This window comes from Streptomyces sp. NPDC051907, from assembly GCF_040681075.1.
Taxonomy (GTDB): Bacteria; Actinomycetota; Actinomycetes; order Streptomycetales; family Streptomycetaceae; genus Streptomyces.
Genome location: NZ_JBFAYB010000028.1, coordinates 1 through 20,043 on the forward strand (window position 1 = coordinate 1; position 20,043 = coordinate 20,043).

A 20,043-nucleotide genomic window follows, 5' to 3' on the forward strand; every position below is an offset into this window, starting at 1 on the left:
TCGGCGCGGAGAAGCGGCTGCGCATCGAGCAGCTGGAGACCAAGGCCCTGGAGGAGCTGGGCGTGGAGCCGGCGGGACTGGTCGCCGAGTACGGCCCCGACCAGCTCGTGCCGCCCTCGCCGCCCGCCGAGGGCGAGGAGCTGCCCGACGACCCCGAGCACCCGCGCAATCAGCCGAAACCTTTCGTTCGCCCTGAGCAGGAGAAACGCCTCAAGTCGGCCGAACGGGCGTACCAACAGCTCGGAAAGGTGAATCCCCTTGCGCTGGAGGAGTTCTCGGCGCTGGAGGAGCGGCACAAATTCCTCTCCGAGCAGCTTGAAGACCTGAAGAAGACCCGGGCCGACCTGCTTCAGGTGATCAAGGAGGTCGACGAGCGCGTCGAGCAGGTCTTCACCGAGGCGTACCGGGACACCGCCCGCGAGTTCGAGGGCGTCTTCTCCCGGCTCTTCCCCGGCGGCGAGGGCCGGCTGATCCTGACCGACCCCGACAACATGCTCACCACCGGCGTGGACGTCGAGGCGCGCCCTCCGGGCAAGAAGGTCAAACGGCTCTCGCTGCTCTCCGGCGGGGAGCGGTCGTTGACCGCGGTGGCGATGCTGGTGTCGATCTTCAAGGCCCGGCCCAGCCCGTTCTATGTGATGGACGAGGTGGAGGCGGCGCTCGACGACACCAACCTCCAGCGGCTGATCCGGATCATGCAGGAGCTCCAGGAGTCCTCGCAGCTCATCGTGATCACGCACCAGAAGCGGACCATGGAGGTCGCGGACGCGCTGTACGGCGTCTCGATGCAGGGCGACGGCGTGTCCAAGGTCATCAGCCAGCGCCTGCGCTGACGGCCCCCCGTCACCTCCCGTCGCCGGCCACCACTGCTCATCACCTCTTACTCACCGCGCCAGCTTCAGATCTTCAAAGGTTGAACACAACTGAATCGAGCACGCTGGGGAACGACTTTGCAACAGGGTATTGACTTCGAAACTTGAAGGCATAGTCTCTGCAACGTTGTTTTTACCTTCAAGTGGTGGGCGTCCGCAGGCTGTGCGCCACTTGAAGGGCTCGCCCCCACGCCCGGCCCGGCGATGCTGCCGGACGGCCCCAGGAGTACACGTGACCAGCACTGAGCAGCCCCCGCCGGACTCGGGAGCCCGCCAGGCCCACCCCGAGCACCTCGGGCATGTCATCTTCATCACGGCCGCCGCCGCGATGGGCGGTTTCCTCTTCGGCTACGACAGCTCCGTCATCAACGGCGCCGTCGAGGCGATCCGGGACCGCTACGACATCGGCTCCGGCACGCTCGCCCAGGTCATCGCCATCGCCCTGATCGGCTGTGCCGTCGGCGCCGCGACCGCCGGCCGGATCGCCGACCGCATCGGCCGCATCCGCTGCATGCAGATCGCCGCCGTGCTCTTCACGGTCAGCGCCGTCGGCTCCGCGGTCCCGTTCTCGCTGCTGGACCTCGCCTTCTGGCGGATCGTCGGCGGCTTCGCCATCGGCATGGCCTCCGTCATCGGCCCCGCCTACATCGCCGAGGTCTCCCCGGCCGCCTACCGAGGCCGGCTCGCCTCCTTCCAGCAGGCCGCGATCGTCATCGGCATCGCCGTCTCCCAGCTGGTGAACTACGGCATCCTCCAGCTCGCCGACGGCGACCAGCGCGGCGAGATCGGCGGCCTCGAGGCCTGGCAGTGGATGCTCGGCGTCATGGTCGTGCCGGCCGTGCTCTACGGGCTGCTCTCCTTCGCGATCCCCGAGTCGCCCCGCTTCCTCATCTCCGTCGGCAAGGTCGACAAGGCGAAGGAGGTCCTCTCCGAGGTCGAGGGCACGAAGATCGACCTGGACGCCCGCGTCGCCGAGATCGACCGGGCGATGCGCAGGGAGCACAAGTCGACGTTCAAGGACCTGCTGGGCGGGCGCTTCGGCTTCCTGCCCATCGTCTGGGTCGGCATCGGCCTCTCGGTCTTCCAGCAGCTCGTCGGCATCAACGTCGCGTTCTACTACTCCGCGACGCTCTGGCAGTCCGTCGGCATCGACCCGAGCGGCTCGTTCTTCTACTCGTTCACCACGTCGATCGTGAACATCATCGGCACCGTGATCGCGATGGTCCTGGTCGACCGGGTCGGCCGCAGGCCGCTCGCCCTCGTCGGCTCCGCCGGCATGGCCGTCGCCCTGGCCTTCGAGGCATGGGCCTTCTCCGCCGAGCTCGTCGACGGCAAGCTGCCCGACACCCAGGGCCTCGTCGCCCTGATCGCGGCCCATGTCTTCGTCCTCTTCTTCGCCCTCTCCTGGGGCGTCGTGGTCTGGGTCTTCCTCGGCGAGATGTTCCCCAACCGGATCCGCGCCGCCGCGCTCGGCGTCGCCGCCTCCGCGCAGTGGATCGCCAACTGGGCGATCACCGCGAGCTTCCCGAGCCTCGCGGACTGGAACCTCTCCGGGACGTACATCATCTACACGGTCTTCGCCGTGCTCTCGATCCCCTTCGTGCTCAGGTACGTCAAGGAGACCAAGGGCAAGGCGTTGGAGGAGATGGGCTAATCCCCGCTGCCCCTCTCCTCGCAGCGACACTGCCCCGGCTCACCCGTTGAGCCGGGGCAGTACGTCTTCGCAGAGCAGCTGAAGACTGCGCCAGCCCTCGTCCACCGGCATCCCGCCGCACAGCGGATGCAGGACCAGGGACTCCGAGCCCAGCGCCACGCACTCGTCGGGCGTGACGATCCGGTACACGCCCTCCTCGCGCAGCTCCTCGACCGTCGTCGCCTTCGACCGCACCGCGGAGCGGATGTCCGCGGACTGCCAGGACGCGTAGGTCCGCGCCTCGTGCAGGAAGTGCCCGCCGTACTCGGCCCACGCGCGGTCCGGGTCCTGGGACAGATGCAGCAGCGGGGTGACCTCCGCCGGCATCATGGTCCAGCCCTCCGTCCCGTACTCCGCCAGCTGTTCCCGGTAGTACGCCTCCAGCTCCGGCAGATGCGCGCTCGGGAAGAACGGCAGCCCCAGCCGGGCCGCGCGCCGGGCGGCCGCCCGCGAGGAGCCCCCCACCAGCAGCAGCGGATGCGGCCGGGTGTACGGCGCCGGGGTCACCCTGACCGTGCGGCCGCGGTACGCGAACGGCTCGCCCGTCCACGCCTTCAGCAGCGTCTCCAGCAGCTCGTCCTGGATCCGGCCGCGCCGGCGCCACTCCACGCCCTGCTGCTCGTACTCCTCGGGCCGGTAGCCGATGCCGGCGACCGTGACCAGCCGTCCCCTGCCGATCAGGTCGAGCACGGCGATGTCCTCGGCCAGCCGCAGCGGATCGTAGAGCGGGCCGATGATCGCGGAGACGGTGACCGAGATCCGCCGCGTCGAGCCGAGGACCGCGCCGGCGAACACGAACGGGGAGGGCAGCCAGTTGTTGCCGGCCCCGTGGTGCTCCTCCGTCTGGACGGTGTCCACGCCGCGGTCGTCCGCGTACGCGGCCATCTCCAGCGCCGCGCGGTAGCGGGCCGCGAGATTCTCGGGCGTCGCGTCGGGCTCGACCAGATTGAAGCGGGCCACTGTGATGGCCATGGGAACGTCCCCCTCCGCCGGGTGTGAGCATGGCGAGGGGACCGTAGTTGACGCAGCGTCAGATGGAAATGCCCGCGGGCGCGGCTTCCTCGGCCGGCGCCCCCGCCGGCGCGTCAGCGCCCTTCGTGCGAGGCAGCACGGCGTACAGCGCCGCCGCGACCACGATCGTGGCCGCCCAGCCCAGGCCGTGCCGCCCGATCCAGGACGAGGCGAGCGGCCCGGCGAACCAGTCGACCTTCGTGAAGAGCAGCCCGGCCGCCAGCGCCACGCCCCAGGAGGCCATCGCCTGCCAGGCGAAGCCGCCCCGGTACCAGTACGCGCTGGTGCGGCCCGTGTCCATCAGCGCCCCGGCGTCGTAGGCGCGCCGGTGCAGCATGTCGACGCCGAAGACGCCGATCCACGCCGAGAACGCCACCGCGAGCAGCGTCAGAAAGGAGACGAACGAGCCGATGAAGCTGGTCGCGACCACCATCAGCAGGAAGCCGAAGACCAGGCTGATGACGGCGTTGACGCTGACCGCCCAGGCGCGCGGGACCGTGATGCCCAGCGTCTGCGCGGTGAATCCGGCGGAGTACATCGACATCGAGTTGATCAGCAGCATGCCCACCAGGGCGATCAGCAGATAGGGGACCGCGATCCACAGCGGCAGGATCTCGCCGATGAAGGCCACCGGGTCGCTGGCGCTCGCCAGGTCCGGCGTGGCGACCGCCATCACCGCGCCCATCAGCACCATGGGCAGCACGACGATGCCCGCGCCGCCGACGGTGGAGCCGACCATCGCCTTCGACGACGCCGTCCGGGGGAGATAGCGGGTGAAGTCGGGGCCCGAGGGGACCCAGCTGATGCCGCCCGCCGCGATGGTGCCGATGCCCGCGATCATCATCGCGTTCGACCCGGCGGGCTGGGCGAAGACCGCGGACCAGTCGGTGTCGGCGACCAGATAGACCAGCACCAGCACGCTGAACGCGCCGAAGAGATACGTCGACCAGGTGCTGCACACCCGCAGGGCGTTGATGCCGAGCCCGGAGACCAGGAAGGTGGCGGAGACGAAGGCCAGCAGGGTGACGACGATCAGCGGCGTGCTGCTCTCGACGTCGAAGAGCAGCCTCAGCACGGTCAGCACGGCGTACGCGCCGGTGACGGCGTTGATCGTCTCCCAGCCCCAGCGGGCGACCCAGATGAGCGAGCCGGGGAAGAGGTTCCCGCGCTGCCCGAAGACGGCCCGCGACAGCGCCATGCCCGGGGAGCCGCCGCGTTTTCCGGCGATGGAGATCAGGCCGACGATTCCGTACGACAGGACGGGCGCGGCGACCGCGACGACCAGCACCTGCCAGAAGTTCAGTCCGTTGAAGACGACCAGGCCCGCGCCCATGGTCAGCAGCAGGACGCTGATGTTCGCCGCCACCCAGGTCGGGAAGAGCTCACGGACACGGCCCGTGCGCTCGTCGTCGGGAACGGGCTCCAGGCCGCGGGTCTCTATAGCGCCGTCGGGCTCGGCAGACATACGTGCTCCGTCGAGGAAGGGGATGGGGGAGTCGAGGACCCAGTCTCGATCATCTGCCCGAAAGCGCCAAATAAAGAATCTTGGTCCGTGTGCGGTCCTCCGTGTCCGTCGACCATGGCGGCCGTGACTGATACTGGGTGGGTTATGGGAATCGAAATCCTCATCCTTGTTGTCGTCATCGCTCTGGTCGCGGTCGGCGCGATCAGCGGGCTCGTGGTCAGCAGCCGCAAGAAGAAGCAGCTGCCGCCCTCGGCGCCGTCGAGCACGCCGACCATCACTGCCCCGCCCGCCGAACCACAGGTCGGCGAGGACGCCGCGCCGACGGTCGAAGAGCCTCGCCGCACGATCGAGGAGGTCGACCTCCCCGAGGCCGCAGCCCCGGTGCTGGTCGAGGAGCCCGCGGCCCCCGAGATCGAGGTCCCGGAGCCGACCGCCGGCCGGCTGGTCCGGCTGCGCGCCCGCCTCGCCCGCTCCCAGAACTCGCTCGGCAAGGGGCTGCTCACGCTCCTGTCCCGGGACAACCTCGACGAGGACACCTGGGAGGAGATCGAGGACACCCTCCTCACCGCCGACGTCGGCGTCGCGCCGACCCAGGAGCTGGTCGAGCGGCTGCGCGAGCGGGTGCGGGTGCTGGGCACGCGTACGCCCGACGACCTGCGCACCCTGCTGCGCGAGGAGCTGCTGACCCTGGTCGGCACCGACTTCGACCGCGCCGTGAAGACCCACAGCGGGTCGGACACCCCGGGCGTCGTCATGGTCGTCGGCGTCAACGGCACCGGCAAGACCACGACCACCGGCAAGCTGGCCCGCGTCCTGGTCGCCGACGGCCGCTCCGTCGTGCTCGGCGCGGCGGACACCTTCCGCGCCGCCGCGGCGGACCAGCTCCAGACCTGGGGCGAGCGGGTCGGCGCGCGCACGGTCCGCGGCCCCGAGGGCGGCGACCCGGCGTCGATCGCGTTCGACGCGGTCAAGGAGGGCATCGCGGAGGGCGCGGACGTCGTCCTCATCGACACGGCGGGCCGGCTGCACACCAAGACCGGCCTGATGGACGAGCTCGGCAAGGTCAAGCGCGTCGTGGAGAAGCACGGCCCGCTGGACGAGATCCTGCTGGTGCTGGACGCCACGACCGGGCAGAACGGCCTGGTGCAGGCCCGCGTCTTCGCCGAGGTCGTGGACATCACCGGCATCGTGCTGACCAAGCTCGACGGCACGGCCAAGGGCGGCATCGTGGTCGCGGTCCAGCGGGAGCTGGGCGTCCCGGTGAAGCTGGTCGGGCTGGGGGAGGGCGCGGACGATCTGGCGCCCTTCGAGCCCGAGGCGTTCGTGGCTGCACTGATCGGAGACTGACGGGCTGATCGGAGACTAGGGGCCGGCCGGGGCGCTGCCCCGGACCCCGCCGCACACATCGCCGGACCGGCTGCACACGCAGCCCGTCCGGCGATTGCGTTCTCTATGGCGGTCGCGCTCTGTCGCGTTCTCTATGGCGGTCGCCTGCTCCAGGAGGCGGCGCCCCGCCTCAGTGGCCCCAGTGCGACCGGTGGCAGATGTACGCCAGCGTCCCCAGCAGAAGCCGCGCCTGCGGCGGCGTCGCCGTGTCCAGCGACGGCGGGCGCAGCCAGTGGACCGGGCCCAGCCCGCCGCGGTCCGAGGGCGGCGCGGTGATGTGCGTCCCGGGGCCCAGGCAGTGCAGATCGAGGTCCGCGTCGTCCCAGCCCATGCGGTACAGCAGCTCGGGCAGCTCGGCCGACGCCCCCGGGGCGACGAAGAACTGGCAGCGCCCGTCCGGCGTCGCCGAGACCGGGCCGAGCGGAAGTCCCATCCGCTCCAGCCGCACCAGCGCGCGACGGCCCGCCGGGGCGGCGACGTCCAGGATGTCGAAGGCGTGCCCGACCGGCAGCATCAGCGACGCCCCCGGCACCTCGGCCCATGCCGTGCCGACCTCGTCCAGCGTCGCGCCCGCCGGGATCTCGCCAGCGAAGTCGAGCGGATGGGCGCCGGGGGCCGCGCACCCCGCGTCCCCGCAGGAGCACCGACCGGACGCCGCTCGAGCTCCCGGCGCCACCGCCCAGCCCCACAGCCCTGTGTACTCGGCCGCCGCCGTGCACTCGGTGGTGCGGCCGCGGCGCCGTGAGCCGGGCCTGATCTCCCTGATCCCCCGGCTGCCGCCGATAGTGAAGCCCATGCCCCCTCCAACGGGTCGAATTCACCGGTGGTTACGACCCGAAGTCTCCCTGTGACACTGCGTCGCAACCGGTGAGGTTCCGGCGGCGCACGGTGGCGAGAGGGGGAGTGCGAACCGTGGCGCGCGCCTGCATGTGCACCGCTTCGCCGCCTCCTGATCGTCGTATGTCAAGTGAATCGCGCCCGGCGATAAGTGAGTTCATTCGAAGGGGTGGCGAATGGTGGCGATTCCGCAATCGCCCTCGCTAGACCAGTGATCGTAGGATTACTTTCGGTACACAGAGCCTGGAGGTTCGTGTGCACGCGGGTATGCCGGAGGCAACTCGCATTCCTGTTCGATGGGGCCCGACTTCCATACAGACGGCCGTGAACGACGGCATTCTGGTAGGGCTTTGCGGGGTACGAGGCGACATAGAGGCATCCGTGGATGGGGGCGTTCCAGTGGACGGCGGCACCGGCGCAGGCGGTACGCATACCGGCAAGCGCCCGAACGAGCAGTTGAGCTCGTGGTTCGTGCGCAGCGGCTGGTCCAAGGGCGAGCTCGCCCGGCAAGTGAACCGTCGGGCGCGCCAGATGGGCGCACACCACATCAGCACCGACACCTCTCGGGTGCGCCGCTGGCTCGACGGCGAACAGCCGCGCGAGCCGATCCCGCGCATCCTGTCCGAGCTGTTCTCGGAGCGCTTCGGCAGCGTCGTGGCGATCGAGGACCTCGGGCTGCGCTCGGCCCACCAGTCGCCTTCGGTGTCGGGAGTGGACCTGCCCTGGGCGGGCCCGCAGACCGTGGCCCTGCTCAGCGAGTTCTCCCGCAGCGACCTGATGCTCGCGCGGCGCGGCTTCCTCGGCACCTCGCTCGCGCTGGCCGCAGGCCCCGCCCTCATCGAGCCGATGCAGCGCTGGCTGGTGCCCTCCCCGGTCGGCGACTCCGGGCAGCCGGCGTCGCCCGCCGCGCTGCGCAGGGCGTCCCGGCTCTCCAAACCCGAGCTCGACCTGCTCGAGTCCACCACCGCGATGTTCCGTCAGTGGGACGCGCAGTGCGGCGGCGGACTGCGGCGCAAGGCGGTCGTGGGACAGCTCCACGAGGTGACCGACCTGCTGCAGGAGCCGCAGCCCCACGCCACCGCCCTGCGCCTGTTCAAATGCGCGGCCGAGCTCGCCGAGCTGGCCGGCTGGATGAGCTACGACGTGGGCCTCCAGCCCACCGCCCAGAAGTACTTCGTGCTCGCGCTCCACGCGGCCAAGGAGGCCGGCGACAAGCCGCTGGGCTCCTATGTGCTCTCCTCGATGAGCCGCCAGATGATCCACCTCGGCCGCCCCGACGACGCCCTGGAGCTCATCCATCTCGCGCAGTACGGCAGCCGCGACTGCGCCACCCCCCGCACCCAGGCGATGCTGTATGCGATGGAGGCCCGCGCCTACGCCAACATGGGCCAGCCGAGCAAGTGCAAGCGGGCCGTGCGCATGGCGGAGGACACCTTCTCCGACGCCGGCCTCGACGGCGAGCCCGAGCCCGACTGGATCCGGTTCTTCTCCGAGGCCGAGCTCAACGGCGAGAACGCGCACTCCTACCGCGACCTGGCCTATATGGCCGGCCGCAGCCCCACGTACGCCTCGCTCGCCGAGCCCGTCATGGAGCGCGCCGTCGACCTCTTCGGCAAGGACGAGGAGCACCAGCGGTCGTACGCACTGAACCTGATCGGCATGGCCACGGTCCATCTCCTGAAGAGGGAGCCCGAGCAGTCCACGATGCTCGCGGGCCAGGCGCTCGCGATCGCCAAGAAGGTCCGCTCCGAGCGCGTCAACACCCGGCTGCGCAAGACCCTCGACACGGTGGCCAGGGACTACGGCGACGTCGCCGAGGTCGCCCAGTTCACCGACCGGCTCACCGCCCAGCTGCCCGAGACCGCCGAGGCGGTCTGAGGGCGGACTCCCAGACCCCGGCCGCGACGCTCACCCCGAACAGCCCGACTCGGCTCCCCCTGCCAGGTCAGCCGGGTGAGCGCCGCGGCCGGCTCATGTCCGCGCCCGTAAAGGTTGCGGCATGGTAACGGCGGCCGAAGCCCCCGCCCGACAGTTCATGGGGGCGTAACACGCACGACCCCTTCGTCACTGCTGCGAAACATCGTGCGGCATCGGCGGAAACCGCGCTGCGCCAATCTCAGGGCGCATAACCGGCCCGCCCATCCGCTCAGGCACCGCCCGCACGCGGCCGCACCGACGACGAGGAGACGCCGATGCCCCCAGGCATCTCGACGCTTGCCGCAGAGACACCCACTCTGTCCGCAGCCAACACCGGCTTCATGCTCATCTGCTCCGCCCTGGTCATGCTGATGACGCCCGCCCTGGCCTTCTTCTACGGAGGCATGGTCCGGGTCAAGTCGACCCTGAACATGCTGATGATGAGCTTCATCAGCCTTGGAATCGTCACCATCCTGTGGGTGCTGTACGGCTTCAGCCTCGCCTTCGGGACCGACGTCGGCTCGGTGATCGGCTGGTCCTCCGACTACGTCGGACTGAGCGGCATCGGGATCAACCAGCTGTGGGACGGCTACACCATCCCGATCTACGTCTTCGCGGTCTTCCAGCTGATGTTCGCGGTCATCACGCCCGCGCTGATCAGCGGCGCACTCGCGGACCGCGTGAAGTTCAGCGCCTGGGCCCTGTTCATCACGCTGTGGGCCACGGCCGTCTACTTCCCGGTCGCGCACTGGGTATGGGGCACCGGCGGCTGGCTCTTCGAGATGGGCGTCATCGACTTCGCCGGCGGCACCGCCGTCCACATCAACGCGGGCGCGGCGGCCCTCGGCGTCATCCTCGTCATCGGCAAGCGCGTCGGCTTCAAGAAGGACCCGATGCGGCCGCACAGCCTGCCGCTGGTCATGCTCGGCGCCGGCCTCCTGTGGTTCGGCTGGTTCGGCTTCAACGCCGGCTCGTGGCTCGGCAACGACGACGGCGTCGGCGCGGTCATGTTCGTCAACACCCAGGTCGCCACGGCCGCGGCCATGCTCGCCTGGCTCGCCTACGAGAAGATCCGCCACGGCGCGTTCACCACGCTGGGCGCTGCGTCCGGCGCGGTCGCCGGCCTCGTCGCCATCACCCCCTCCGGCGGCTCCTGCTCCCCGCTCGGCGCGATCGCCATCGGCGCCATCGCCGGTGTGGTGTGCGCCATGGCCGTCGGCCTGAAGTTCAAGTTCGGCTACGACGACTCCCTCGACGTCGTCGGCGTCCACCTCGTCGGCGGTGTCATCGGCTCCCTGCTGGTCGGCTTCTTCGCCACCGGCGGCGTCCAGAACAAGGTCCAGGGCGTCTTCTACGGCGGCGGATTCGAGCAACTCGGCAAGCAGGCCATCGGTGTCTTCGCCGTCCTGGCCTACTCTCTGGTGGTGTCGGCCGTCCTCGCCTTCGTCCTCGACAAGACGATCGGGATGCGGGTCGACGAGGACGTCGAGGTCTCGGGCATCGACCAGGACGAGCACGCCGAGACCGCGTACGACTTCAGCGGAGCGGGCGGCGGCTCCGGCTCCCGCAAGGCCGTGGCCGCGCCGAGCGGCTCCGCCCCGGCCGCGGTCGCCACAGCACAGACGAAGAAGGTGGACGCATGAAGCTCATCACCGCAGTCGTGAAGCCGCACCGGCTGGACGAGATCAAAGAGGCCCTCCAGGCCTTCGGCGTCCAGGGGCTGACGGTCACCGAGGCCAGCGGATACGGCCGCCAGCGCGGCCACACCGAGGTCTACCGGGGCGCGGAGTACACCGTCGACCTGGTGCCCAAGGTCCGCATCGAGGTGCTCGTCGACGACGACGACGCGGAGCAGCTCGTCGAGGTCATCGTCAAGGCGGCCAGGACCGGCAAGATCGGCGACGGCAAGGTGTGGAGCGTCCCGGTGGACACGGCGGTACGCGTCCGAACGGGCGAGCGCGGCCCCGACGCCCTCTGACGCAGACGACAAGGAGCCGCTGGCGTGACGAGCCTTGAGACGACGACCGAAGCGGAAGACTCGGGACCCAGCGGCTATGCGGCGGCCCGGCTGCGCCTTCTCACCGAGAAGGCGCAGTCCGGGCCGCCGCGCCGTGCGGCGCTGGCCAAGCTGACCGACGGGTGGCTGTCCGCGCTGTTCGCCGCGGCCTGCGAGCAGGCCGGCGTGCGCGGCGCGGCGCTCGTCGCCGTCGGCGGCTACGGACGAGGCGAGCTCTCCCCGCGCAGCGACCTCGACCTGCTGCTCCTGCACGACGGGCGCGCCGACGCGGGCGCGCTCGCCGCCCTCGCCGACCGGGTCTGGTACCCCGTATGGGATCTGGGCCTCGCGCTCGACCACTCCGTGCGCACCGTCGGCGAGGCCCGCAAGACCGCGGGCGAAGACCTCAAGGTGCACCTCGGGCTGCTGGACGCCCGTCCCGTCGCGGGCGACCTGGGGCTCGCGGCCGCCCTGCGCACCTCCGTGCTCGCCGACTGGCGCAACCAGGCCCCCAAGCGGCTCCCCGAGCTCCATGAGCTGTGCCGGGAGCGCGCCGAGCGCCAGGGCGAGCTGCAGTTCCTGCTGGAGCCCGACCTGAAGGAGGCCAGGGGCGGACTGCGGGACGCCACCGCGCTGCGCGCCGTCGCCGCCTCCTGGCTCGCCGACGCCCCGCGCGAAGGGCTCGCCGAGGCCCGCAGGCAACTCTTCGACGCCCGGGACGCCCTGCACCTGACCACCGGGCGGGCCACCGACCGGCTCGCGCTCCAGGAGCAGGACCAGGTCGCAGCCGAGCTCGGGCTGCTGGACGGCGACGCGCTGCTGCGCCAGGTGTACGAAGCGGCCCGGACCGTCTCGTACGCCGCCGACGTCACCTGGCGCGAGGTCAACCGCGTCCTGCGAGCCCGCTCCGCACGCCCCAGGCTCCGCGCCATCCTCGGCGGCGGCCGCACTCCGCAGCCCGAGCGCACCCCGCTCGCCGAGGGCGTCGTCGAGCAGGACGGCGAGGCGATGCTCGCCCGCACCGCCAAACCCGAGCGCGACCCCGTCCTCCCGCTGCGGGCGGCCGCCGCGGCCGCGCAGTCGGGCCTGCCGCTCTCCCTGCACGCCGTGCGCCGCCTGGCCGCCACCGCACGCCCGCTGCCCGTGCCCTGGCCCGCCGAGGCCCGCGAGGAGCTCGTCACTCTGCTCGGCGCGGGGGAGTCGACCGTCGAGGTCTGGGAGGCGCTGGAGGCCGAGGGGCTGATCACCCGGCTGATCCCGGACTGGGAGCGGGTGCGCTGCCGGCCCCAGCGCAACCCCGTGCACACCTGGACCGTCGACCGCCACCTCGTCGAGGCCGCCGTCAGGGCCTCCTCGCTCACCCGCCGGGTGGGCCGCCCCGACCTGCTCCTCGTCGCCGCCCTGCTGCACGACATCGGCAAGGGCTGGCCGGGCGACCACTCCGTGGCCGGCGAGACCATCGCCCGCGACGTCGCGGCCCGGATCGGCTTCGACAAGGCGGACGTGGGCGTGATCGCCACGCTCGTACGCCACCACCTGCTGCTCGTCGAGACGGCGACCCGGCGCGACCTGGACGATCCGGCCACCGTCGCCTCCGTCGCCGAGGTCGTCGGCGCCGCGGGCACGCTGGAGCTGCTGCACGCCCTCACCGAGGCCGACGCGCTCGCCACCGGGCCCGCGGCCTGGTCGACCTGGCGCGGCTCGCTCGTGGCCGACCTGGTCAAACGCGTCGCGTCGGTCCTCGCGGGCGACGCCCCGCCCGAGCCCGAGCCCACCGAGCCCAGCGCCGAGCAGGAGCGGCTCGCGATCGAGGCGCTGCGCACCGGCGAGCCGGTCCTCGCCCTGCACGCCCACGGCGAGCCTCCCCAGGACCCCGACCCCGACCAGCCCGAGCCCGTCGGCGTCGAGCTGCTGATCGCCCTGCCCGACCAGCCGGGGGTGCTGCCCGCCGCGGCAGGCGTCCTGGCCCTGCACCGCCTCACCGTCCGCGCGGCCGACCTGCGCGCCGTCGACCTGCCCAGCGAGCTCGGCGAGCCCATCGGCGTCCTGCTGCTGAGCTGGCGCGTCGCCGCGGAGTACGGCTCCCTGCCGCAGGCCGCGCGGCTGCGCTCCGATCTCGTACGCGCCCTGGACGGATCGCTCGACGTCCCCGCGAAGCTCGCCGAGCGGGAGGCCGCCTACCCCCGGCGGCGCGGTGTGAAGGCCCCGCCGCCGCGGGTGACGGTCGCCCCGGCCGGCTCGCGGCTGGCGACCGTCATCGAGGTACGCGCCCAGGACGCGCCCGGCCTGCTGCACCGGATCGGCCGCGCGCTGGAGGGCGCGAAGGTCCGGGTCAGGAGCGCGCACGTCTCGACGCTGGGCGCGAACGCGGTGGACACGGTGTACGTGACGGACGAGCAGGGCGCTCCGCTGCCTCAGACGGCGGCGGCAGAGCTCGCGCGCGAGCTGGAGCGGGCGCTGAGCTGACCGCGGCGCCCGCGCCCGCACCGCGACCGGGCATGCACCGGGCTCGGGCATGCACCGGGCCCGGGCACGCACCGTGTCCCCGCACGCACCGCGTCCCCGCGCCCACACGGGCGAGGACGCGGGGATTTGCGGCCCCCGTCCGGTATTTCCACCGGGCAGGGGCCACCGAGCTTTCCCGGGCAGATACCCTGGAGGGCGTTGACCGCCCCGCCCCCGACCTTGAGGACCGACGAGCGCAGTGTTCGATACTCTCTCCGACCGCTTGGCGAACACCTTCAAGACCCTTCGGGGCAAAGGAAGGCTTTCCGAGGCGGACATCGACGCCACGGCCCGTGAGATCCGTATCGCCCTGCTCGAGGCGGATGTCGCCCTCCCCGTCGTCCGGGCCTTCATCAAGCAGGTCAAGGAGCGCGCGAGCGGCGCCGAGGTCTCCCAGGCGCTGAACCCCGCCCAGCAGGTCATCAAGATCGTCAACGAAGAGCTGATCACGATCCTCGGCGGCGAGACCCGCCGTCTGCGGTTCGCCAAGACCGCTCCCACCGTGATCATGCTCGCCGGCCTCCAGGGCGCCGGCAAGACGACCCTCGCCGGAAAGCTGGGCCTCTGGCTCAAGAGCCAGGGCCACTCCCCGCTGCTGGTCGCCTGCGACCTCCAGCGCCCCAACGCCGTCAACCAGCTCGCGGTCGTCGCCGAGCGCGCCGGCGTCGGCGTCTACGCGCCCCAGCCGGGCAACGGCGTCGGCGACCCGGTCCAGGTCGCCAAGGACTCCGTCGAGTACGCGCGGACCAAGCAGTTCGACATCGTCGTCGTCGACACCGCCGGCCGCCTCGGCATCGACCAGGAGCTGATGCAGCAGGCCGCGGACATCCGCGACGCCGTCTCTCCCGACGAGATCCTCTTCGTCGTCGACGCGATGATCGGCCAGGACGCGGTCAACACCGCCGAGGCCTTCCGCGACGGCGTCGGCTTCGACGGCGTGGTGCTCTCCAAGCTGGACGGCGACGCCCGAGGCGGCGCCGCCCTGTCGGTCGCGCACGTCACCGGCCGCCAGATCATGTTCGCCTCCAACGGCGAGAAGCTCGACGAGTTCGACGCGTTCCACCCGGACCGCATGGCGTCCCGCATTCTCGGCATGGGCGACATGCTCTCCCTGATCGAGAAGGCCGAGCAGACCTTCAGCCAGGAAGAGGCCGCCAAGATGGCCTCCAAGCTGGCGAGCAGCAAGGGCAAGGACTTCACGCTCGACGACTTCCTGGCCCAGATGGAGCAGGTCCGCAAGATGGGCTCCATCTCCAAGCTGCTCGGGATGCTGCCCGGCATGGGGCAGATCAAGGACCAGATCAACAACATCGACGAGCGCGAGGTCGACCGCACCGCCGCGATCATCAAGTCGATGACCCCTGGTGAGCGCCACGACCCGACGATCATCAACGGCTCGCGCCGCGCCCGTATCGCCAAGGGCTCGGGCGTCGAGGTCAGCTCGGTCAAGAGCCTGGTGGAGCGGTTCTTCGAGGCCCGCAAGATGATGTCGAAGATGGCCCAGGGCGGCGGGATGCCGGGCATGCCGGGCATCCCCGGCATGGGCGGCGGCCCCGGCCGGCAGAAGAAGCAGCAGAAGGTCGCCAAGGGCAAGCGCAAGAGCGGCAACCCGATGAAGCGCAAGGCCGAGGAGCAGGCGGCCGCGGCCCGTCGCGAGCAGGCGGCGCAGGGCGGGGCGTTCGGCCTCCCGGCGGGCGAGCCGGGCAAGGACTTCGAGCTGCCGGACGAGTTCAAGAAGTTCATGGGCTGACCTGGGCCCCCGCGCCCCAGGGCGCATGGACCCACGGACCCACGGAGGAAGGGCCCGCGACCGCACCGGTCGCGGGCCCTTCCCGCGCCCGGCCGGCTGGGGGCGTACGCGGTACGTGTCCGCAGGGCTCCGGGGGTACGCGGTACGTGTCCGCCGGCTCAGGGCGTACGTCGTACGCGCCCGTCGGCTCAGGGCGTACGTCGTACGTGTCCGCAGGCTCAGGGCGTACGCGCGATCAGGTACCGGAAGACGTTCGGCATCCACACCGTCCCGTCGCTCCGCCGGTGCGGATGCAGCGCCTCGGTGATCTCCTTCTCCACCTGCGACTCGTCCGACGCCTCGATCGCCGCCGCGTACAGGCCCGTCGACAGCAGCCCCCGCACCGCGCTCTCCATGTCGGCGTAGCCGAAGGGGCACGACACCCGGCCCGAGCCGTCCGGCTTCAGGCCCGCCTGCGCCGCCACGTCCTCCAGGTCGTCCCGCAGGGCCGCACGCCAGCCGCCGCCCGTACGGAGCCGCTCCGTCAGCTTGCCCGCGACCCGCAGCACCCCGGACGTCGCGCAGCGCTCCGGCGGACCCCAGCCCGTCAGCACCACCGCGCCTCCGCGCTCCGAGTGCGCGACCGCGGCCGCCAGCTCCGCCCCGAGCCCCTCGGCGTCGCCGGCCGCGCAGCCGATCGGCGAGAACGCCGTGACCAGGTTGTAGAGCCCGCCCGCCGGCTGAGCGGCAGCCGCCGCGTCGCCTTGCGCGAACACCGCGTCCGGGGCCGTGTCCGAGGCCATCCGCTCCCGCGCCAGCGCCAGGCGCTCAGGGTCGGCGTCGACCCCGGTCACCTGCGCCCCGCGCGCCGCGGCCAGCACCAGCGCGAGCCCCGAACCGCAGTCCAGGCCCAGCAGCCGGGTGCCCGGACCGACCTCCAAGCGCTCGTACACCGCCTCGTACAGGGGGACGAGCATGCGTTCTTGGATCTCCGCCCAGTCCCGCGCCCGCGCACACGCCTGCGCAGAGGGCGCGGAGGCAGCCGAGGACGCCGAAGCCGCCGGATCTGGAGTCGCGGACATGGCGTGCGGCCGGTGCTGGACGAGCGTTGGTGTCATCGAAAGCGCCCCAATCCGCCGAGAGGTGGGTTGTGCTCTGAAGGTCCGCCCCCGTGTCCCCCGCGTGCATCCGCATGCGCTCCCCCGTATGCCAGAGAACTGCGCATGCGTCCTCCCGTCCAGGGGTTGTATGGCTTTGCTTGTGCGCTCGGGGCGTGCGCCCCCCACGGGGCTGATCGATTCACGGATAGGACCCCTGTCGCCGTACGATGCGCGCCATGGCAAAGGCACCCGTTCTCACGCCCCAGGCGGAAGACTTCCCGCGCTGGTACCAGGACCTGATCAACAAGGCCGAACTGGCGGACAACGGCCCGGTGCGCGGCACCATGGTCATCCGGCCGTACGGCTACGGCCTGTGGGAGCGGATGCAGCAGGAGATGGACGCCCGCATCAAGGACGCGGGCGCTCAGAACGCCTACTTCCCGCTCTTCATCCCCCAGTCTTACCTGACCCGGGAAGCTGAGCACGTCGAGGGCTTCGCGCCGGAGCTCGCGGTGGTCACGCACGGTGGCGGCAAGGAGCTCGAGGAGCCCGTCGTCGTACGCCCCACCTCCGAGACGATCATCAACGACTACTTCTCCAAGTGGGTGCAGAGCTACCGCGATCTGCCGCTGCTGATCAACCAGTGGGCGAACGTGGTCCGTTGGGAGATGCGCCCCCGGGTCTTCCTCCGTACGACGGAGTTCCTCTGGCAGGAGGGGCACACCGCCCACGCCACGTACGAGGACGCCCGTGACTATGCCGCGTACATCCACAAGGAGGTCTACGCGGACTTCATGGCAAACGTCCTCGGCATCGACGTCGTCCTCGGCCGCAAGACGCCCAGGGAGCGCTTCGCCGGCGCCATCAACACCCTCACGCTCGAAGGCATGATGGGCGACGGCAAGGCCCTTCAGATGGGCACGAGCCACGAGCTCGGCACCAACTTCGCCAAGGCCTTCGACACCCAGTACCTCTCCAAGGAGGGGCGCCAGGAACTGGTCTGGCAGACCTCCTGGGGCACCTCCACCCGGATGGTCGGCGGGCTGATCATGTCGCACGGCGACGACGACGGACTGCGCGTGCCGCCGAGGCTCGCGCACGTCCAGGTCGTCGTCATGGCCATCAAGGGCGACGAGGCCGTCGCCAAGGTCCGTGAGATCGGCGACCGGCTGAAGGCCGCCGGCCTGCGCGTCCACGTCGACGACCGGACCGACACGCCGTTCGGCCGCCGTGCGGTGGACTGGGAGCTCAAGGGCGTTCCGGTGCGGATCGAGATCGGCCCGCGCGACCTGGAGGCGGGCACGGCGATGCTGGCCCGCCGCATCCCCGGGGGCAAGGAGCCCGTGCGCATCGACGCGCTGGAGGAGCTGCTGCCGAAGGTCCTCGAAGAGGACCAGGCGCTGCTGCTGCAGCAGTCGCGCGACCGCCGCGAGTCCCGTACCAGCGACGTCGCGACGATCGAGGAGGCCGCCGAGGCAGCGGTCGCCGGCGGCTGGGCCCGCATCCCGTGGGCGACGCTGGGCCAGGAGGGCGAGACCAAGCTGGCCGAGCAGTCCGTGTCCGTGCGCTGTCTGGTGGCCGAGGACGGGTCGGTGCCCGACGCCGACGACGCTCCCGGTACTGTCGCGATCGTGGCCCGCGCCTACTGACGTCTTCGCGGCGCCCCTGGGACCCTGCTCTGAACGCTCTGGACCCCCCGGGCGCCGTGGACGCCGACCGGCGGCCGCCGACCCGCGGCCCCGGTCAACGCCCGCCCCGGCGCGCGGTGTTCGTCTACGCGCTGGGGCGTACGCGCCACTACGTACCAGCTTGTGATGAGCTGCGATGCTTCTCCGCAGATCAGCGCACCCGCCCTCGTCAGGACACATCAATGGCAACTGACGGGTACGTGCAAAATATTTGTGATGCCCCGGAATGGAACCCGCGAGCGCCTCGGCTCGTTATCACGACGTGAGCACGACACCACCTGTTCTCGCCGCAGAGCTGGCACAGGCGTGGGCCGATATTCAGCGGCACCACCCCGAGCTGCCCGATCTTGCCGCGCCAGAGTCCCTGATCGGAGAGTCCTCGTCCGCATGCGGCGCGGAGCTCTCCTTCGAGCGACTGCTTCACGAAGCAGTCCATGGCATCGCCGCCGCCCGAGGTGTCCGCGACACCTCACGCGCCGGCCGCTATCACAACCGCCGGTTCCTGGCGATCGCCGAGGAGATGGGCCTGGACCACGCGGAGGAGCCGCATCCCAGCAGCGGTTTCTCCCTGGTCGCGCTCAATCCCGAGGCCAAGCGCCGCTACCGCCCCACGATCGAGAGACTGCAGCGCGCTCTCAAGGCGCACACCGTGGCCACCGCGTCGGACACCAAGCGCTCCTTCAGAGGACCGGCCGCCCGGCACGGCTCCTCCGGCGGCGGCGTGCGGGTCAAGGCGGTCTGCGACTGCGGGCGCAACGTCCGGGTGGTGCCCTCGGTCCTCGCCCAGGCGCCCATCGTCTGCGGCGGCTGCGGCAAGCCCTTCCGCATCCCGGAAGTCGTGGGCGCGGCAAGCTGAGCGTCGGGGCCGAGAGCGCAGGCCGGCCGACGGGCGACTGCGCAGCCGCTCAGCCGCGGGCTGAGCGGCCCCGCCCGGGTGCCTGCCCGCCGACGGGGGCGGTGTGCGGCGCCCCGCGGGCGAGGTGCGCCTCAGGCGTGTGGCACAATGTCTAGCTGTACTCGACAGCCGCATAGGAACCCTCTCGCCTCCGGCTGACGCGTCCATCGGGCACCCCGAGTACCGCAACCCCACGTGGCATCTCGTTGTGCCCAACCACGTCAAGACCAGGAGACACCACTCCCGTGGCAGTCAAGATCAAGCTGAAGCGTCTCGGCAAGATTCGCCAGCCCCACTACCGCATCGTCGTCGCCGACTCCCGTACCCGCCGTGACGGCCGGGCCATCGAGGAGATCGGTCTGTACCACCCGACGTACAACCCGTCGCGCATCGAGGTCGACTCGGACCGCGCCCAGTACTGGCTGTCCGTCGGCGCCCAGCCGACCGAGCCGGTTCTCGCGATCCTGAAGCTCACCGGCGACTGGCAGAAGCACAAGGGCCTCCCGGCCCCGGCGCCGCTGCTCCAGCCGGCGACGAAGGAAGACAAGCGCGCCTCCTTCGACGCCTTCGCCAAGGCTCTCGAGGGCGACGACGCCAAGGGTGAGGCCATCACCCCGAAGGCGAAGAAGGCCGAGAAGAAGGCGGACGAGGCCGAGGCCGCTCCCGCCGAGTCGACCGAGGCCTGAGCATGCTCGAGGAGGCTCTCGAGCACCTCGTGAAGGGCATCGTCGACAACCCGGACGACGTGCAGGTGGCCTCGCGCACTCTGCGCCGCGGCCGCGTGCTGGAGGTCCGGGTCCACCCCGACGATCTCGGTAAGGTGATCGGCCGCAACGGCCGCACCGCGCGCGCCCTGCGCACCGTCGTGGGCGCCATCGGCGGCCGTGGCATCCGCGTCGACCTCGTCGACGTGGACCAGGTTCGCTGACACAAGCAACACCGGCAACGG

Annotated in this window: 16 protein-coding genes; 12 read left to right on the top strand and 4 right to left on the bottom strand. The window is 71.2% G+C overall.

The window, feature by feature from the left end; translation table 11 throughout:
• Together AB0M39_RS17185 and AB0M39_RS17190 are read left to right on the top strand one after the other, a co-directional pair.
• Positions 1–833: AAA family ATPase (locus tag AB0M39_RS17185; protein WP_365364999.1), on the top strand; the 833-nt coding region annotated here is incomplete at its 5' end.
• A 271-nt stretch (positions 834–1,104) separates the two neighbouring features.
• Positions 1,105–2,526, top strand: a complete 1,422-nt coding sequence (locus tag AB0M39_RS17190) for a sugar porter family MFS transporter (RefSeq protein WP_365365001.1) — start codon at positions 1,105–1,107, stop codon at positions 2,524–2,526.
• Between the two features lie 39 nt (positions 2,527–2,565).
• Here the strand turns inward: AB0M39_RS17190 and AB0M39_RS17195 are convergent, their stop codons facing one another.
• The gene (locus tag AB0M39_RS17195; RefSeq protein WP_365365003.1) at positions 2,566–3,537 is read right to left on the bottom strand and encodes an LLM class flavin-dependent oxidoreductase; all 972 of its coding nucleotides are present in this window, start codon (positions 3,535–3,537) and stop codon (positions 2,566–2,568) included.
• Between the two features lie 58 nt (positions 3,538–3,595).
• Complete coding sequence (locus tag AB0M39_RS17200; RefSeq protein ID WP_365365005.1) at positions 3,596–5,041, bottom strand: cytosine permease; 1,446 nt, start codon at positions 5,039–5,041, stop codon at positions 3,596–3,598.
• A gap of 150 nt (positions 5,042–5,191) precedes the next feature.
• Here AB0M39_RS17200 and ftsY point away from each other — a divergent pair, with 150 nt between their 5' ends.
• Positions 5,192–6,388 carry a signal recognition particle-docking protein FtsY gene (ftsY, locus tag AB0M39_RS17205; RefSeq protein WP_365365134.1) on the top strand — a complete coding sequence of 399 codons (1,197 nt, stop codon included), beginning with the start codon at positions 5,192–5,194 and terminating at the stop codon, positions 6,386–6,388.
• 169 nt (positions 6,389–6,557) lie between these two features.
• Here the strand turns inward: ftsY and AB0M39_RS17210 are convergent, their stop codons facing one another.
• Entirely contained in the window at positions 6,558–7,223 is a 666-nt protein-coding gene (locus tag AB0M39_RS17210) for a bifunctional DNA primase/polymerase (protein WP_365365007.1), read from the bottom strand.
• A 422-nt stretch (positions 7,224–7,645) separates the two neighbouring features.
• Between AB0M39_RS17210 and AB0M39_RS17215 the strand changes: the two genes are divergently transcribed.
• From AB0M39_RS17215 to ffh, 5 genes are all read left to right on the top strand, one after another.
• On the top strand, positions 7,646–9,142 hold the full coding sequence (locus tag AB0M39_RS17215) for a hypothetical protein (RefSeq protein ID WP_365365009.1): 1,497 nt from the start codon (positions 7,646–7,648) through the stop codon (positions 9,140–9,142).
• Positions 9,143–9,456: 314 nt separating this feature from the next.
• Entirely contained in the window at positions 9,457–10,824 is a 1,368-nt protein-coding gene (locus tag AB0M39_RS17220; protein WP_365365011.1) for an ammonium transporter, read from the top strand.
• Positions 10,821–11,159 (top strand): P-II family nitrogen regulator, encoded by a 339-nt coding sequence (locus AB0M39_RS17225; protein ID WP_365365014.1) that lies wholly within the window; start codon positions 10,821–10,823, stop codon positions 11,157–11,159. Before AB0M39_RS17220 ends, AB0M39_RS17225 begins: the two co-directional genes overlap by 4 nt.
• Before the next feature lie 24 nt (positions 11,160–11,183).
• On the top strand, positions 11,184–13,643 hold the full coding sequence (locus tag AB0M39_RS17230) for a [protein-PII] uridylyltransferase (protein ID WP_365365016.1): 2,460 nt from the start codon (positions 11,184–11,186) through the stop codon (positions 13,641–13,643).
• Between the two features lie 238 nt (positions 13,644–13,881).
• The gene (gene ffh, locus AB0M39_RS17235; protein ID WP_365365018.1) at positions 13,882–15,432 is read left to right on the top strand and encodes a signal recognition particle protein; all 1,551 of its coding nucleotides are present in this window, start codon (positions 13,882–13,884) and stop codon (positions 15,430–15,432) included.
• Between the two features lie 218 nt (positions 15,433–15,650).
• Here the strand turns inward: ffh and AB0M39_RS17240 are convergent, their stop codons facing one another.
• A complete protein-coding gene (locus AB0M39_RS17240) occupies positions 15,651–16,529 on the bottom strand; it encodes a methyltransferase domain-containing protein (protein ID WP_365365020.1) in 879 nt (292 codons plus the stop codon).
• A 218-nt stretch (positions 16,530–16,747) separates the two neighbouring features.
• Between AB0M39_RS17240 and proS the strand changes: the two genes are divergently transcribed.
• The 4 genes from proS to AB0M39_RS17260 all read left to right on the top strand — a co-directional run bounded on the left by proS (position 16,748) and on the right by AB0M39_RS17260 (position 20,022).
• Entirely contained in the window at positions 16,748–18,160 is a 1,413-nt protein-coding gene (gene proS, locus AB0M39_RS17245) for a proline--tRNA ligase (RefSeq protein WP_365365022.1), read from the top strand.
• A 301-nt stretch (positions 18,161–18,461) separates the two neighbouring features.
• On the top strand, positions 18,462–19,055 hold the full coding sequence (locus tag AB0M39_RS17250; RefSeq protein WP_365365024.1) for a hypothetical protein: 594 nt from the start codon (positions 18,462–18,464) through the stop codon (positions 19,053–19,055).
• 284 nt (positions 19,056–19,339) lie between these two features.
• A complete protein-coding gene (gene rpsP, locus AB0M39_RS17255) occupies positions 19,340–19,780 on the top strand; it encodes a 30S ribosomal protein S16 (RefSeq protein ID WP_365365027.1) in 441 nt (146 codons plus the stop codon).
• Between the two features lie 2 nt (positions 19,781–19,782).
• Positions 19,783–20,022, top strand: coding sequence for an RNA-binding protein (locus AB0M39_RS17260; RefSeq protein WP_003980229.1), 240 nt, complete (start codon positions 19,783–19,785; stop codon positions 20,020–20,022).
• The last annotated feature ends 21 nt before the right edge of the window (positions 20,023–20,043 follow it).